Here is a 16,621-nt window from a genome sequence, read left to right on the forward strand (position 1 = left end):
GTGAAAATATCAGTGCTCATGGGGCATCTCCAGTGATTTGCGCATATTCGAATTTATCGCAGAAAAAGACATGTTTGCCCCCCTGCGTCAACGCGTGAACGCGCTATGGTCATATGGCAAAACTGGTATACGACTGCTCGGACAGATAACATATGATATCGTGCACGCCCCTTGGGGGAAATGGAACAACCCACCGCATCTCGCCGCCCCTAGCGCGACATTCGTCTTGATAATTTTATAAGTTCTTGGAAATCGATGCCTAACATTCGGCTCTGACACCGTCGTAGGATGCGACGTTTGATCTGTTTAACCTGTGCGAACAGCTCAACCGCGCAGTGGAGCCCATTGCGTCGATATCTGAATGCTGCACCCCGACAGACAGGTTGCCAGAACGGCATATGGACCACAGCGTTCAGACACATGTAGCCCATGCACGAGCGCAGCCTGCATTAAATATCACACAGATAGCGGCCCGTTGCACGCGGCAAACCGTGCGATAATTCGTCTTTAAGTGAATGAAATCAAAATGGTGCGGGTGAAGGGACTCGAACCCCCACGCCATAGGCGCCAGAACCTAAATCTGGTGCGTCTACCAATTCCGCCACACCCGCATCCGATTTGCGCGACTGATACCGTGAGACGGCGCAAGGCACAAGATCAATTGCACAGGTTCCTCAAGAACATTTGCATCTTAATGCCACTCGAAATCATGGCCACCACGGTGGGCGCGGTGTCGAAAAGGGAACGCGCCCCGCCATGCTGGCAATGAAATGCGTGATATTCTCGTCATTCCTCCCAATCAAAAGCAGGCGTGCCACAAAATGGCCCTAGGCGTTAACCATTTATTGCCATAGTTTTGAGAAAAAACTGAGGCAGATAAAAAACGAGCGAGGGCGACATGTCTAGAAAAGACACGCGTCGTGACCAAGGACCGAATCCGTCCTTACGGTTGCGCATTTCCGACTTTCTTCCCGATTTCTCGGCAGGCTTGCCGATGGGAACAAAAATCATGACCGCCGATGGCGCACTTCCGGTCGAGTACCTTGAACCTGGCGACCGGATTATTACGCGCTCTGGCATGAAGGTGCTGCGCGGAGTTGATACGCCTGCCCCGCACCGGTTTCAGCTCACCTTTGACCGCGTCGAGGTGATCTATGCGGATGGTCTGCAAATCAAAACGGACACGGGCGAGGCCATCGCGGCGTAAGCGCTCTGCACGGCTCCACGCAGTATAAAAAGCCGCCCCCTAAATGCGGGCGGCTTTGTTGCGGCTTAGGGTCGTGAAGCGTTAGCTCCGCCGCCCCTAAAGCCCCAAAGCACGAAAGACATGCGGCACCGCGTCAGGTAAATCTTCGGCAATTAGGCCCGCGCCAACAACGCGCGCCGCCTCGACATGTAGATAAGCGCCGGTTTGCGCGGCGTCTTGCGGCGTAAATCCGCGCGCCAAAAGCCCCGCAATCATCCCCGCCAGAACATCCCCCGACCCCGCTGTCGCGAGCCAAGGCGCCGCGCGCCCACCAACCGCGCCATGCGTGACCGCCCGCCCATCGGCAGACGCGATCACCGTCTCGGCCCCTTTCAACAGAACCGTGCACCCCGCGCGCTTTGCCGCGGCGCGGGTCGCGTCGATTTTGGAATAGGATGTGCCTTTGGTTGCAACGGCGTCAATTTTGGCAGCAATGTCAGGGAACAGACGCTTGAACTCACCTGCGTGCGGCGTGAGCACACAGGCGGGGTGCACCGCGTCAAACCCGAGCGAGGCCAAGGCGGTGAGCGCATCGGCATCAATCACGGTCGGTCGATTGGCCGCGAGAACAGCGGGCAAAAACGCCCCTGCCCGCGCGATCCCAAACGCCGGACCAACACAAAGCGCCGTGATCCGAGCATCCATGAGCGTCGCAGTTAACGCTTCCGGCGTATCAACCTCGGTGAGCATAATGGCGGTCAGATGGGCTGCGTTTTCGGCCAATGCCTCATGTGGCGTTGCCACACTCACAAGCCCCGCCCCGACACGAAGCGCACCACGGGCCGCAAGGCGCGCAGCCCCCGTATGGCCACTTGGGCCAGACAAGATAAGCGCGTGCCCGTGAGTGAACTTGTGATCATGAGACGATTTGCGCAGCTGGTCTTTGATCTCTGCAGTAAGGGCTAACAATTGAGCATCATTCATGTGCGCCTGCCTAAAAAGTTTTCAAAATGCCTATTTCGAATCCACATTGCACAAATTATAAGCAAATGGGTGGAATCCTGTGGGCACTCTGAGATATGCTTAGCCTAGCCGATTGTGGCGGCTTTTGAGAAGTGGTCTGACGGATCGCGAATGCAGTTTAGGGAGTCGAAGGTCCATGAAAAAGATCGAAGCGATCATCAAGCCTTTTAAACTCGACGAAGTGAAAGAAGCGCTCCAAGAGATTGGTGTTCAGGGTCTTTCCGTAGTTGAGGTCAAAGGGTTCGGGCGCCAGAAAGGCCACACAGAGCTTTACCGCGGTGCGGAATATGTCGTGGACTTCCTGCCCAAAGTTAAAATCGAAGTTGTCTTGTCAGATGACCAAGTGGATGGCGCCTGTGAGGCGATCATCGCGGCCGCAAAAACCGACAAAATCGGTGACGGCAAAATTTTCGTATCGCCCGTCGAACAGGCGATCCGTATCCGCACAGGCGAGTCTGGCGAAGACGCGCTTTAAGACAGGGCATATGGTGGATTTATCCGCCCGTTCGTCCGTTCAACCCATCTCGTAAGAAACACTCATAGCTAAAGGAACTAGGTCACCATGGGCATCAAAGACGTTCTCAAGACCATCAAAGACGAAGACGTACAATACGTCGACGTCCGTTTCACCGACCCACGTGGCAAGTTGCAGCACGTTACCCTGCGCCACACCGAAGTGGACGAAGATTTCTTCGAAGAGGGCTTCATGTTTGATGGCTCATCCATCGAAGGTTGGAAATCCATCGACCAGTCCGACATGAAACTGATCCTCGATCCGGATTCAGCCTACATCGATCCGTTCTACGCCGAAAAAACACTGTGCATTCACTGTTCCGTGGTTGAGCCCGACACTGGCGAAGCCTACGACCGTGACCCACGCGGCACAGCCGAAAAAGCCGAAGCATACTTGGTCGCTTCGGGCATTGGCGACACGTTCTACTGTGGTCCTGAGGCTGAGTTCTTCTTGTTCGACGATGTGCGCTACTCCGTTGAAATGAACAAAGTGTCCTTCTCCGTCGACGCACTTGACGCGGCATGGAACTCCGACACCGAGTACGAAATGGGCAACACAGGCCACCGTCCGGGCATCAAAGGCGGCTACTTCCCCGTCAACCCGATTGACGATGGTCAAGACATCCGTGGCGAAATGCTGACCACGATGGCCAACATGGGCATGAAAGTCGACAAGCACCACCACGAAGTGGCGTCTTGCCAGCACGAGCTTGGTCTCATCTTTGGCTCGCTGACAAAGCAGGCCGACGAGCTTCAAAAATACAAATACGTTGTCCACAACGTGGCACACGCTTACGGCAAAACAGCAACGTTTATGCCCAAGCCGATCGCAGGCGACAACGGCACAGGCATGCACGTGAATATGTCCATCTGGAAAGACGGCAAGCCGCTCTTTGCAGGCGACAAATACGCAGATCTGTCTGACGAAGCATTGTGGTTCATTGGCGGCATCTTGAAGCACGCCAAAGCGCTGAACGCCTTCACAAACCCGTCGACAAACTCCTACAAGCGCTTGATCCCAGGCTTTGAAGCTCCTGTTTTGCGTGCGTATTCCGCGTCCAACCGCTCCGGTTGTGTTCGTATCCCGTGGTCGGAATCCCCCAAGGCGAAACGCGTCGAAGCACGTTTCCCCGATCCATCTGCCAACCCGTACCTGTGCTTTGCGGCCCTGCTCATGGCCGGCCTCGACGGCATCAAGAACAAGATCGATCCGGGCCCTGCATCAGACAAAGACCTGTACGACCTGCCACCCGAAGAGTTGGCCGGCATCCCGACTGTCTGTGCCTCGCTGCGCGAAGCCCTCGAAGAGTTGGAAAAAGACATGGACTTCCTGCTTGCAGGCGACGTGTTCACCAAAGGTCAGATCGAAGGCTACATGGGCCTGAAATGGAACGAAGTGTACGCCTACGAGCACACACCTCACCCCATCGAGTACAAAATGTACTACTCCTGCTAATCAGCGGACGTATTACGGAATTGAAAAGGGCCGCCCATGTGGGTGGCCCTTTTTGCATGTGATGCGCTTAATTTTCCCGACAAGACTGTCATCTGGGACAGTTTAGCGTGCCGCGAGCATCGGTAGGATCAAACCCCACTTGGTCTCTCGGGATGGTCCGGCGGGCCTAAACCCCAACTTTGTATAGACCGCTATTGCGCGGTGGTTGTCTGGGTGCGGGTCGGTCGCGATCACGGGCGCGCCTGCCTCAAACAACGCCTGCATGCGTGCGCCGATAAACGCCGTTCCATGCCCCAGGCCCACCATGTCGGGCTCTGCGATGTATTGATCAATGCCTCGCGCGCCTTTTGGTAAGCTGGCAAAATGATGATCGTCCCATCCATGCACGGTGTAATCTTGCATAAACGCAAAGGGGTGATCGTGCGATGACACGATGAAACGCGAGACACGCGGATCGTTTATCGCCTTGTCATTATACGGATCGGTTGACCCCCACCACGCACGCACATGGGGGCGCGCTTGCCACTGACAGAGCATCGCCACATCATCGCGTGTCACACGGCGAAAGTCATATGTTTTAGCTGCAACCATGTGGGCACTTTAACATGTCGCGACATTGATGTCTGGACGCCCGTCCGCCCATACAAAAAGGGCGCGCCCTACGGCACGCCCCTTTGCTATTCAATTTTGATCACGCCTTAGCCGCGGGCGCGGCCGACGAACTTCCATGCAGCGGGCAGAACCATTGCTGCAAGGGCGAGCTTGAGCGCGTCACCGATGAGGAAGGGTGTCAAACCCCATGCAAGGATCGGCTTGTCCACACCGTACAGAACGGCGAGCCAAATCAGGCCGGGGACGTAGATCAATGCGTTACCCAAAAGCATGGCACCGGCCATCTTCACGGGGCTGCGATCCCAACCGGCGCGTGCGGCCATGCCGAGTGCGACAGTCGCCAGAACGTAACCCACAAGGTAGCCGCCTGTGCCGCCCATCATGTAGGTGATGCCATGCGCCTCAGCGGAGGAGCCTGCAAAAACGTCAAAACCGAGCGCACCGACGAGCATGTAAAGCGCGATGGTGGCAAGGCCGAGGCGAGGACCGTAAGCTGCGCCAAGCGAGAGCACTGCAAAGGTGCCCATCGTGATCGGCACGGGCCACATTGGAACGGCAATTTTGGCGGAGATCGCAAGGATCATCACACCTGCGACGACAAGCGCCACTTGCTTGGCCCGCAATGCGGTGCCCTCATTTGCGCCAAATGCTTCGGCAAGCACTTTATCGGTCATTGCAATCGCCATGGATCATCCCTTTCCCGCGAGATTAATAGTGTTGATGGCGATTTTGCCCCATGCGTGCCTCAAGGGCAAGCGCATAGAGAGGGCGCGACCCCAAATTCGGGCAAATTCGCAAAGTCTCTGCAAACCCGAACGCGCAATTTGCAAACCGCCCGCCTCAACTGCGTGAAAATTCGGTGCGTGATGTGTAGTCTTTGCGCGGGCCGTGAACGCGCCACGTCACCTGCCATATGGGCCACGCCGAAAAGTCGTAGGTGACATCATAACGATCGGGCGGGCAATCATGCGTGGCACTTACCACATCCCCACGCGGATCAAAGGCATGAAAAAATCGCCCATCATCAAAATAAACTGCGATATCAAACCCTTGAGAGGTCCACGTATAGCGCCTTTCGGCCTTGAGAGCGACGGATGCGCCCGCAAACTGCAAGGTGCCGACCTCTGCCTGAACAAGGCCGCCATCGTGAGGGGTAAAGCTGCACTGTCCAACCAACTGCGCGTTTGGCCCACCTGTGAAATCGGTGATTGTGCGGGTGATGTGCCATGTCCCGTCAAAGTCGATGAGTTGTCGCATGTCCGCCCTCGCTGCTGTGATGATTAAATACGCCTGCACATGGTGTGGCTGCAACCCCGCGCTCTTGCCCTTTGCCTTCCCCCCGCGTAAAGACGCGGGCGAAATCCCTGCTCAAACGGAAAGGTCCGCCGATGATCCCCCGCTATGCCCGCAAAGAGATGGTCGACATCTGGGAACCCGCCACCAAGTTCAAAATCTGGTACGAGATCGAGGCCCACGCCTGTGACGCCCAAGCCGATCTTGGCGTGATCCCACGCGAAAACGCTGATGCTGTGTGGAAAGCCAAAGACGTCGAGTTCGACGTGGCCCGCATTGATGAAATCGAAGCGGTCACCAAACATGACGTCATCGCGTTTCTGACCCACCTCGCTGAGCATGTCGGCTCCGACGAGGCGCGGTTTGTCCATCAGGGCATGACATCCTCGGACGTTTTGGACACCTGTTTCAACGTACAGCTCGTGCGCGCCTCTGACATTCTGGTCAAAGACCTCGAGGCGCTTCTGGCCGCACTCAAAAAACGCGCTCTCGAGCACAAAATGACCGTCCGCGTTGGCCGCTCGCACGGCATCCACGCCGAGCCGACCACAATGGGTCTGACCTTTGCACGGTTCTACGCCGAAATGGACCGCAACCTTGCGCGCCTCAAGCAGGCCCGCGCAGAGATCGCCACTGGCGCTATTTCGGGTGCCGTCGGCACATTCGCCAACATCGACCCACGCGTCGAGGAACATGTGTGCGAAAAGTTGGGCCTATCGCCCGAGCCGATCTCAACACAAGTCATCCCGCGCGACCGCCACGCAATGTTCTTTGCCGTGCTCGGTGTGATTGCCTCGTCTATCGAAAACGTGGCCACTGAAATTCGCCATATGCAGCGCACCGAAGTCCTTGAGGGTGCAGAGTTTTTCTCTGCGGGCCAAAAAGGCTCATCGGCGATGCCACACAAAAAGAACCCTGTGTTGACCGAGAACCTCACAGGTCTGGCCCGCTTGGTGCGCATGTCGGTCGTTCCCGCGATGGAAAACGTGACGCTGTGGCACGAGCGCGATATTTCGCACTCGTCCGTAGAACGCGCGATTGGTCCCGATAGCACCGTGACGCTTGATTTCGCGCTCAACCGTTTGACGGGTGTCGTCGACAAGATGTTGATTTTCCCTGACAACATGCTCGATAACATGAACAAATTCCCGGGTCTCGTGATGTCCCAGCGCGTTCTTTTGGCGCTCACCCAAGCGGGTGTATCGCGTGAGGGTGCCTATTCCATGGTGCAACGCAACGCGCTTAAAGTCTGGGAGGAGCGCCTTGATTTCCAAGAGTTGTTGCTCGCGGATGACGAGGTGGTTGCGGCCCTTGGCGAAGATGGCATTCGCGCCAAATTCGACATGGACTATCACACCAAGCACGTCGACACGATTTTTAAACGCGTGTTTGGCGAGTAAACCGTTATAAACGTAGATCAATTGCCCCCGCGCCCGACCATGGCGCGGGGGCTTTTTTATTCGCATTTTCACAAAAAAACAGGACGGTAAGTAGCGAAGCGTTAAGGGTCTCGCCTTACACGTGGACGCAACGAGGTGACAAAGGCGAGCAAAACGCGTGGACGGGCTACCGCAAATTTCGGACGAGATGGACGACCTCCCTGCGCTTGGCACGATGGGCGGCGGGTTTGGTGATATGGATTTCCCATCAACCGTGTCGCGCATGCCTACGCAACTGTCGAAAAAGGCGAAAGCGGCGGTGATCGTGCGCATTCTGGCCTCCGAGGAAGTCAAACTCTCGCTGTCACATTTCCCCGAGAGAACTCAGGTTGAACTGGCCCGCCAGATGACCGATCTGCGCCACATTGACCGCGAAACGATGATTGCCGTGGTTGAGGAATTTCTTGAGGAACTGGAGGCCATTGGGGTCAGCTTTCCAGGCGGTCTTGAGGGCGCGTTGAATTTACTAGACGGGACAATTTCGCCCGACACGGCCGCAAAACTGCGCAAACAGGCGGGCTTTTCGCTCACGGGTGATCCGTGGGAGCGCATTGCCGACATTGATCCCGAACGCCTCTTGCCAATTTTGGAAACCGAAAGCGTCGAAGTCTGCGCTGTGATCTTGTCCAAACTCAAAGTGGCCAAAGCTGCCGCACTCTTATCGTTGATCCCCGGCGATCGCGCCCGCCGTGTGGCCTATGCGATTTCTAAAACCGCATCTGTCTCGCCGGGTGTGGTTCAACGCATTGGCATTTCGGTGGCCGGTCAACTCGATAGCCAGCCGCCCAAAGCCTTTGCAGATGCGCCCACCGAACGTGTCGGCGCCATTTTGAACTTTTCAAGTGCCTCCACCCGTGATGGCGTCCTTGAGGGATTGGACGAGCGCGACAAAGAATTCGCAGAGGAAGTGCGCAAAAACATCTTTACCTTTGCAAATATCGCGACCCGCGTCGATGCGCGCGATGTCTCCAAAGTCATCCGCGAAGTTGAACAAGACGCGCTTGTCAAAGCGCTCGCAGGGGCCACCGGAGACGCAGAGGCATCGCGCGAATTCATCCTGAGCAACATGTCCAAACGAATGGCAGACGGGTTGCGCGAAGAGATGGCGAACCTCGGCAGCGTCAAAGAGGCGGATGCAGAGGTTGCCATGACGGCAGTTGTGACCGCGATCCGCGAATTGGAAGCCGCAGGCGAGATATTCCTTTTGACGGGGGATGATTGATGCCTGCAACCCGGCATGATCACATCGAAACATAAGCTGGGCAATTTGCGCCTATCTCCTGTGCAAGCGCGGCCACTTTGACCATATGGACAAAGCCACGTCCCATCCCTACCGTCCGCTTATGATCTGGTTTTCCCGCCTCCCCGATGCCACCAAAGGCATCTTGTTTATGCTTGTCAGTGTGACGAGTTTTTCGCTGATGGACGGCGTTGCAAAACTACTGGGTCAACGGGTTGATGTGAGCCAAGTTCTTTTGGCGCGCTATGGCGGGCAACTTCTCATTCTTCTTGTGCTGTTTCACCGCAACATACCACGCCTGTTGCGCACGGATTACCCACGCCTGCAATGGGTGCGGGCGGTCTTCCAACTGGCGGCCGCCGCCTGTTTCTTTATCGCGCTGAAAACCGTGGGGCTGGCCGAGGCCACCGCCGTGGCCGATTTGGCCCCTGTTATGATCACTTTGGGGGCGGCACTTCTTCTCAAGGAACGGGTTGGACCACGCCGCGCATTTGGCATTGCCACCGCCATGATCGGGGCGTTGATCGTGATCCGCCCCACCGGCGATGTTTTCACGCCCGCCGCCCTTTGGCCCCTTGGCACGGCTGTGTGCATCGCAGGCTACGCCATTGCGACCCGCTATATTGGCAAGTCCGAACCCGTGCAAACCGGCCTGATCTATTCGGGTATATTCGGAGCGGGTGTTATGATCCTCATCGTGCCATTCCGGTGGGTGACGCCGGACGCCACAACATGGGGCCTAATGGCGCTGATCGGCCTGATCGGCACATTCGCGCAATTGACGATGATCCAAGCCTATTCGACTGCCGAAGCCTCTGCAGTCGCCCCGTTTTCCTACGCAGGATTGATCACAGCCTCCCTGTGGGGTGTGCTCATCTTTGACACATGGCCTGACGTCTACACTATTTTCGGCGCTCTTGTGATCGTATCGGCGGGCCTTTATGTCTGGCACCGCGAAACACGTGGACCAACTGTGGCCCGCGCCGCATCCAAAAGAGCAACATAGGCAGGCCCCTACTCCCATGAAGATCAAGCGCGCAGATCTAGAAGGCTCGTTGAAACATTACTTGCAAAACCTCGCCATTCGCGCGGTGTTTCGTGTGGCGTTTTTGTTGCCCTATGGTCCCCGCGTGCGCATGGTTGGCTGGATCACATCGCGTATCATCGGGCCGCTTGCGGGATATAACGCGCGCGTGGCCGCGAACCTGAACTATGTGATGCCAGATTTGCCGCACCGTGAGGTGAAACGGCTGATGCGCGGCGTGACGGATAACGCCGGACGCACGTTGATGGAGATTTATTCAGGCGACGCGTTTGTCGAGCGGATGAAATCAGTGCCCTTTGAGGGGGCGGGTGTTGAGGCGCTTTATGCAGCGCGCGACAACCGCACCCCCGTCATTCTAGTGACGGGGCATTTCGGCAATTACGATGTGCCACGCGGCGCGTTGAATGCGCAGGGTTTCAATCTTGGCGCACTTTACAACCCGATGCGAAACCCGTTTTTCAATGCCCACTATGAACAGGCGATTGGCGCGATTGGCCAGCCGATTTTTCCACGCGGGCGGCGCGGGTTTGCGCGGCTTTTGCGTCACTTATCCGGGGGCGGCATGATCGGGTTTCTGGTCGACGTGTTCAACGGGGGCGGCGCAAAGCTATCGTATTTTGGCAAACCCGCGATGACTGCGCTGTCGGCCGCTGAACTGGCGTTAAAATACAACGCCTTAGTCATTCCGATCTACGGCATACGCCAAGAGGATGGCCTGTCGTTCAAGGTGCAGGTCGAGCCACCCATTGCACACACCACGCCCGAGGACATGACCCAAGCACTCAATGATAGCCTTGAGGCGGTCACGCGGCAGCATATGGAACAATGGTTCTGGATTCACCGCCGCTGGAAGCCTGAAAAAGTGGCTTTAATTGACGCAAAGCGCGCCAAGAAGATGGGCCCATCGTAACCGCGCTAAGATACGAAGATATACAGCAGATTAGTGGTCGGCCACGACCGCCGCGACAATCGCGCCGGCCTCGCGCACTTGTAAAATCACCGCCGCACGAGCCTCCCCCACGACGGGCACGACAACGGAGAGCGGCGCTTTGCCGTCCCAATCGGCCACAGGGGTCCATTCGGTGACCGTGTTGGTGTAATCCACAATGCGCCCCGCGTTTTCACCGCGCCGGATTTCAACTCTGTGATGCGGATCGAACCGTACGAGCTGCACGACCATCTTGGGCGGCAACGCGCCCGTGGCCTGCGCCGAAATCTTCAAAGACGTCCCTTGTTTCACTGCGTGCAAAGCCACCGGAACCGCGCCTGATTGTGCCTGCCTCCGTGTAATCTGCTCGGCCAGAACCATAGGCTTGAACCCGACCACGTGATCCACCCCTTGCACGATCATTTGCGGGGTGTAAATGGAGCGCTCACCCGCCGCGCGTGCATAGGCGCGCTGACGATCTGTGAACTTGGCTTGGGCAAATGCATCTTTCCACCCGATGTAATCCCAATAATCGACATGTAACGAAAGCGGCAAAATCCCGTCCAGTTCAGACAACTCGGCCATTAGGGCATCTGCGGGCGGACATGACGAACAGCCTTGCGATGTAAATAGCTCGACCACAACAGTGGGCGTCATATGCGCGTCCTGTCCGCGTGCAGTCTCTTGTGCCTGAGCACTTGTGGCTGTCAGAGCCGCAAAGACCAAACCTGTTAGAACCTGTCGCATCCGCGTCTCCTGTTTGCTACGTCCGTTCTATCCAACGTGCGGCCCACACGCCAATCAACCAATTGCGAGAAGCTGTTACAATCGGGCAATCAGCGCAACACCAAATAGAAAGTGCGCGCCATGAGGGGAAACCAGGCGCGCAATCTCAGACGATGAACAGTCGGAAGGACGGGATCGACATCCCTAGAAGAAATCAGGCAATAGGCCGACCGTGACAGAGCCAATCGGCGCGCCGGTATCAGGGTCCGTGATCGTCATCGATGCCTGGCCTTGGTAGGCGCCTGTGGAGGCGTCGACTTCCATGTCTCCAACGTGGATTGCGTCCACGCCGACACTGTAGGTCATTGAGAACTTATCTTCATCGCCTTGCCAGTAGTCCGATGTGGCTACGGACGCTGCGACATTGAGGCCAACCGCATCGGTTACGAACACTTCGCTCACCATGCCGTCAGAGCCCGCAACCATGTCGCGCAGAAAATCGCTTGAGGCAGTTTCCAAAACACCGCGTTGCAATGCGCCGGTCTCGTCAGAGGCACGCCATTCATCATCCAAGGCAATGATTTCAGCCTCACTCAAGCCCGATGTTTTGGCATTTTGTGCTCGAATAGCGTCCAATAAGGTCGCGTCCGACATCCAGTTGGCAACTGTGAGCGTCATATACATTTCCATATGTGGCGCATACTCGTTGTCGGAATTGCCATCGGCAGCCAACACGGGAGTAGCGCACAAAGCGGCAAGCGGGGCAGCTAAGAGCAAAGACATCAAACGGCTGTATTTTACGGGCGTTTTAAACATGTTAAATTCCTTTATTCAGGGGACACTGAGGGCCGTAACCGCGCATTCGACGCGATTGAGAATGTGTAGGCTTTATCCATTGCCCAACGCGGTATGAGCTAAAGCTTGGCCCCGTTATGTGCTGCATGTGTTACCACTCAATTAATCCGCACATAATTTTCGACAAACATGAGTTAAGCGGCCCTGATGTTATGGCGATCGACCCGCTATGTGGTGTCTAGGGCGCCCGCATGGCATGAATTAGCACGCGCCAAATGCGTAAATTCGTGCTGTTAGCGCAAACCATGTCAGGAATATCAACCATCATGCGTCTTTTTGTGTGCAATAGTATACAAAAGCGCAATCGCCCCCTTGATTGGACTCGCAAAACCCGTCAAAAGCAGGTCAGCAAACCCCTTATCCAGCCAGGGAGGCCAAGCCCCATGACAGTTGTTGTCGGTAATGACACCGCAAAAACCCGCCGCACGCTCGACGTGAACGGCAAGAAACTCGCCTATTACTCAATTCCCGCCGCACAAGAGGCCGGTTTTGGTGATTTCTCCAAACTGCCTGCATCGCTCAAAGTGGTGCTCGAGAACATCTTGCGGTTTGAGGACGGCGGTTTCTCCGTCTCCACCGATGACATCAAGGCGTTTTCCGAATGGGGCGCAAACGGTGGTAAAAACCCGCGTGAGATCGCCTACCGCCCTGCCCGCGTGTTGATGCAGGATTTCACCGGCGTTCCCGCCGTTGTCGACCTCGCTGCCATGCGTGACGGTATCAAAGCCTTGGGTGGCGATGCCAAAAAGATTAACCCGCTGGTTCCCGTCGACCTCGTGATTGACCACTCCGTCATGATCGACGAGTTCGGCAACCCGCGCGCGTTCCAAATGAACGTGGACCGCGAATACGAGCGCAACATGGAGCGCTACCAGTTCCTCAAATGGGGTCAGACCGCGTTTGAAAACTTCCGCGTTGTGCCACCGGGCACAGGCATCTGTCACCAGGTGAACGTGGAATACCTCGCACAGACCGTTTGGACCGACAAAGACCAGAACGGCGTCGAAGTGGCATACCCCGATACGCTCGTGGGCACTGACAGCCACACAACCATGGTCAACGGTTTGGCCGTTCTGGGTTGGGGCGTTGGCGGCATCGAGGCTGAGGCCGCCATGCTTGGCCAGCCAATCTCGATGCTTATCCCCGAAGTTGTCGGTTTCAAACTGACCGGTGCGATGGTCGAGGGCACGACTGCCACCGATCTCGTGCTCAAAGTCGTTGAAATGCTGCGCGCCCACGGTGTGGTTGGCAAATTCGTCGAGTTCTACGGCGAAGGCCTTGACCGTCTGCCGCTCGCAGACCGCTCGACCATTGCCAACATGGCGCCTGAGTATGGTGCAACCTGTGGTTTCTTCCCGATTGATGATGAAACCCTGCGCTACCTCAAACAAACAGGCCGTGACGAAGATCGCGTGGCCCTCGTCGAAGCCTATGCCAAAGAGAACGGCTTTTGGCGCGATGCGGATTACGCACCTGTCTACACCTCGACACTTGAACTGGACATGGGCGAAATCGTGCCTGCCATCTCGGGTCCAAAACGCCCACAAGACTACGTGGCGTTGACCGCATCCAAATCTGCCTTTGCAGGCGAGATGGAGAACACGTTCAAGCGCGAACAAGGCAAAGAGGTCGCCGTGAAAGGCGAAGATTACACTATGTCCTCGGGCAAGGTTGTGATCGCCTCCATCACCTCATGTACCAACACATCCAATCCTTACGTGATGATCGGTGCGGGCCTTGTGGCGCGCAAAGCACGCGAATTGGGTCTGAACCGCAAGCCTTGGGTGAAAACATCCCTCGCGCCCGGCTCTCAGGTTGTGACGGAATACCTTGAAGCAGCTGGCCTCCAAGAGGACCTCGATGCGATCGGTTTCAACCTTGTTGGCTACGGCTGTACAACCTGTATCGGTAACTCAGGTCCAATCCAGCAAGAGATTTCTGACGCGATCGCCGAGGGCGATCTGGTGGCAACGGCTGTCTTGTCGGGCAACCGCAACTTTGAGGGACGTATCTCCCCCGATGTGCGCGCCAACTATCTCGCATCACCGCCCCTCGTGGTCGCCTATGCCCTTGCCGGTGACATGAACATTGACCTGACAACCGAGCCACTTGGCACGGACAAAAACGGCAATGACGTGTACCTCAAAGACATCTGGCCCACGAACAAAGAGATCTCCGATCTCGTTGAAAAGACCGTGACACGCGAAGCGTTCTTGTCCAAATACGCCGATGTATTCAAAGGCGACGAAAAGTGGCAGGCCGTCGATGTAACCGAGAGCGAGACCTACAATTGGCCAACCTCCTCGACCTACATCCAAAACCCGCCGTATTTCCAAGGCATGTCCAAGGAAAAAGGCACGATTGCCAACGTCACGGATGCAAAAGTCCTCGCGATCTTGGGCGATATGGTCACAACCGACCACATTTCCCCCGCGGGCGGATTTGCGCAATCGACACCGGCAGGCAAGTATCTGACCGAGCGCCAAGTGTCGCCGCGTGAATTCAACTCCTACGGCTCACGTCGTGGCAACCACCAGATCATGATGCGCGGCACCTTTGCCAATATCCGCATCAAGAACGAGATGCTTGACGGCGTCGAGGGCGGTTACACCAAAGGACCAGACGGCGCGCAAGCGGCGATCTATGACGCGTCGATGGCGTACCAAGAGGCCGGGACACCGCTTGTCATCTTTGCAGGCGAACAGTACGGCGCGGGCTCGTCGCGCGACTGGGCGGCCAAAGGGACTGCGCTCTTGGGCGTCAAGGCCGTGATTGCCGAAAGCTTTGAGCGTATTCACCGCTCCAACCTGGTTGGTATGGGCGTTGTTCCGTTTGAGTTCACAGGTGGTGACAGCCGCAAATCTCTGGGCCTGACGGGCGACGAGACAGTGACCATTTTGGGTCTTGATAGCGTTTCCCCGCTGCAAGAGTTGACCGCAAATATCACCTATGCGGATGGCACGACCAAAGACATCACGGTCAAGTGCCGCATCGATACAGCTCCTGAAATCGAGTACATCGAAAACGGAGGCGTGCTGCACTACGTGCTGCGCAACCTCGCAAAAGCCTAAGACGCCACGGGGGTTTAGAGCCTCACGTATCTTACAAACTGTAGAAAGGCTCCGCGCAAGCGGGGCCTTTTTCATGGTTAATCCTTGGTTAAGGCACAATCGGGCCACATTCGTCGGGCATAAATTAACCAACTTAGACCATCAGACCACCACCCGACCCTTGCCTTTTGGAAAGACCCGCCATGACCTGTAGACCCCTCACCGCTAGCCTGATCGCACTCGCCCTCGCGCCGATTGCCCACGACGCCACAGCCTTGACGGTTTCTACAACGTTTGACGGGTCCATCTCGACCATGAGCCAAACCCGCCAACGTGGTTTTATCACAGATACTGATTGGTACACAGAGATGTCGGCGATCTCGTTTAGTGTCGAACAAGGCAGGTTCTCGTTTGGCGTTGAGGCCGTAGACGGGGTATTCGACCCCTATATCTACCTGTTCGAAGCAGACAATAACTTCAGCGAAAACGATCTCATCGCCTTTAATGATGACATCAATTATCCAGAGGTGCTCGACTCCTATCTGTCGGTCAATTTGGCGGCGGGCGACTATATCGCTGTGGTTGGACAATGGATGAACTGGGGCGGGAATGGTGCGGATGACATCGACTACCAAACAGACATTTTGAACGGCAATGTGTATGGCGGCGTGGCCAACTGGAACACCCTGCCCGAAAACGGCACGGTTCTGGCCACGTACAACTACCAGATCGCAATGACGGGTGAGAACCTTGTGGTGGACGGCGTCCCCGCCGTGCCCCTGCCCGCGTCCATGCCATTGCTGCTCGGGGCGTTCGCGGTGCCAATGCTGATGCGGCGGCGCAAGAAGTCTGCACCGACGATGTCCCAGGCGGCCCTTCTCGCCTGAAGATTTGGGCCCGCCTGACGGCTGCGCCCGCTGACGGCTGCGCCCGTCTGTCCACCCCCAGACGTAAAGAAAATCGTAACGGTTTTGCGCCAAACTTTAGGGATGGAACACAAACCTCAAAGCCACCGCGCAATTACACTCCCCCGCCACATCCCGCTGCCGTGGACGGAATGGCTTATTATTCTGCCAATTTTACTTTTGGGTCTGCTCTAACCACCTGCGACATTGCGCCACGTGGAGTGAGCGCGTAGTCTCCCGCCAATTCATCATATCGGGAGACCACGATGTCGGACAACAAACTCGGCTTTGACACATTGCAAGTCCACGCAGGCACTGCGCCGGATCCAGCAACAGGCGCGCGTCAGGTG

At 56.5% G+C, this 16,621-nt stretch carries 15 protein-coding genes and 1 tRNA gene; 9 read left to right on the forward strand and 7 right to left on the reverse strand.

Annotated elements, in window-relative coordinates:
• Window positions 1-527 precede the first annotated feature (527 nt).
• A tRNA-Leu gene (locus ACTG34_RS11160) sits at window positions 528-611 on the reverse strand.
• Window positions 612-898: 287 nt separating this feature from the next.
• Between ACTG34_RS11160 and ACTG34_RS11165 the strand changes: the two genes are divergently transcribed.
• Window positions 899-1,207, forward strand: a complete 309-nt coding sequence (locus ACTG34_RS11165; RefSeq protein WP_439104985.1) for a hypothetical protein — start codon at window positions 899-901, stop codon at window positions 1,205-1,207.
• A gap of 96 nt (window positions 1,208-1,303) precedes the next feature.
• On the opposite strand, the gene ACTG34_RS11170 is transcribed toward ACTG34_RS11165, so the two are convergent.
• Complete coding sequence (locus ACTG34_RS11170) at window positions 1,304-2,170, reverse strand: NAD(P)H-hydrate dehydratase (RefSeq protein WP_439104986.1); 867 nt, start codon at window positions 2,168-2,170, stop codon at window positions 1,304-1,306.
• Window positions 2,171-2,345: 175 nt separating this feature from the next.
• Between ACTG34_RS11170 and ACTG34_RS11175 the strand changes: the two genes are divergently transcribed.
• Together ACTG34_RS11175 and glnA are read left to right on the forward strand one after the other, a co-directional pair.
• Window positions 2,346-2,684, forward strand: a complete 339-nt coding sequence (locus tag ACTG34_RS11175; RefSeq protein ID WP_062215706.1) for a P-II family nitrogen regulator — start codon at window positions 2,346-2,348, stop codon at window positions 2,682-2,684.
• Window positions 2,685-2,771: 87 nt separating this feature from the next.
• Window positions 2,772-4,178 carry a type I glutamate--ammonia ligase gene (gene glnA, locus ACTG34_RS11180; RefSeq protein WP_439104987.1) on the forward strand — a complete coding sequence of 469 codons (1,407 nt, stop codon included), beginning with the start codon at window positions 2,772-2,774 and terminating at the stop codon, window positions 4,176-4,178.
• 102 nt (window positions 4,179-4,280) lie between these two features.
• Here glnA and ACTG34_RS11185 read toward each other — a convergent pair whose 3' ends face one another.
• The 3 genes from ACTG34_RS11185 to ACTG34_RS11195 form a co-directional block, all read right to left on the reverse strand.
• A complete protein-coding gene (locus ACTG34_RS11185; RefSeq protein WP_439104988.1) occupies window positions 4,281-4,769 on the reverse strand; it encodes a GNAT family N-acetyltransferase in 489 nt (162 codons plus the stop codon).
• A gap of 107 nt (window positions 4,770-4,876) precedes the next feature.
• A complete protein-coding gene (locus ACTG34_RS11190) occupies window positions 4,877-5,476 on the reverse strand; it encodes a biotin transporter BioY (RefSeq protein ID WP_439104989.1) in 600 nt (199 codons plus the stop codon).
• Between the two features lie 154 nt (window positions 5,477-5,630).
• Window positions 5,631-6,047, reverse strand: coding sequence for a DUF6314 family protein (locus ACTG34_RS11195; RefSeq protein ID WP_439104990.1), 417 nt, complete (start codon window positions 6,045-6,047; stop codon window positions 5,631-5,633).
• Window positions 6,048-6,178: 131 nt separating this feature from the next.
• Between ACTG34_RS11195 and purB the strand changes: the two genes are divergently transcribed.
• The 4 genes from purB (at window position 6,179) to ACTG34_RS11215 (ending at window position 10,717) form a co-directional block, all read left to right on the forward strand.
• The gene (gene purB / locus ACTG34_RS11200; protein WP_439104991.1) at window positions 6,179-7,483 is read left to right on the forward strand and encodes an adenylosuccinate lyase; all 1,305 of its coding nucleotides are present in this window, start codon (window positions 6,179-6,181) and stop codon (window positions 7,481-7,483) included.
• 157 nt (window positions 7,484-7,640) lie between these two features.
• The gene (locus ACTG34_RS11205) at window positions 7,641-8,744 is read left to right on the forward strand and encodes a flagellar motor switch protein FliG (protein ID WP_439104992.1); all 1,104 of its coding nucleotides are present in this window, start codon (window positions 7,641-7,643) and stop codon (window positions 8,742-8,744) included.
• Between the two features lie 85 nt (window positions 8,745-8,829).
• Window positions 8,830-9,768, forward strand: coding sequence for a DMT family transporter (locus tag ACTG34_RS11210; protein WP_439104993.1), 939 nt, complete (start codon window positions 8,830-8,832; stop codon window positions 9,766-9,768).
• Window positions 9,769-9,784: 16 nt separating this feature from the next.
• Window positions 9,785-10,717, forward strand: coding sequence for a lysophospholipid acyltransferase family protein (locus ACTG34_RS11215; RefSeq protein ID WP_439104994.1), 933 nt, complete (start codon window positions 9,785-9,787; stop codon window positions 10,715-10,717).
• A 30-nt stretch (window positions 10,718-10,747) separates the two neighbouring features.
• On the opposite strand, the gene ACTG34_RS11220 is transcribed toward ACTG34_RS11215, so the two are convergent.
• Together ACTG34_RS11220 and ACTG34_RS11225 are read right to left on the reverse strand one after the other, a co-directional pair.
• On the reverse strand, window positions 10,748-11,482 hold the full coding sequence (locus tag ACTG34_RS11220; RefSeq protein WP_439104995.1) for a DUF1223 domain-containing protein: 735 nt from the start codon (window positions 11,480-11,482) through the stop codon (window positions 10,748-10,750).
• A gap of 183 nt (window positions 11,483-11,665) precedes the next feature.
• Window positions 11,666-12,277 carry a hypothetical protein gene (locus ACTG34_RS11225; RefSeq protein WP_439104996.1) on the reverse strand — a complete coding sequence of 204 codons (612 nt, stop codon included), beginning with the start codon at window positions 12,275-12,277 and terminating at the stop codon, window positions 11,666-11,668.
• 422 nt (window positions 12,278-12,699) lie between these two features.
• On the opposite strand from ACTG34_RS11225, the gene acnA reads away from it, so the two are divergent.
• Together acnA and ACTG34_RS11235 are read left to right on the forward strand one after the other, a co-directional pair.
• A complete protein-coding gene (gene acnA, locus ACTG34_RS11230) occupies window positions 12,700-15,387 on the forward strand; it encodes an aconitate hydratase AcnA (RefSeq protein WP_439104997.1) in 2,688 nt (895 codons plus the stop codon).
• A gap of 182 nt (window positions 15,388-15,569) precedes the next feature.
• Window positions 15,570-16,253, forward strand: coding sequence for a DVUA0089 family protein (locus tag ACTG34_RS11235; protein WP_439104998.1), 684 nt, complete (start codon window positions 15,570-15,572; stop codon window positions 16,251-16,253).
• Window positions 16,254-16,621: the final 368 nt, after the last annotated feature.

The sequence above is a fragment of the Celeribacter marinus genome (assembly GCF_965656515.1).
GTDB lineage: Bacteria > Pseudomonadota > Alphaproteobacteria > Rhodobacterales > Rhodobacteraceae > Celeribacter > Celeribacter marinus_D.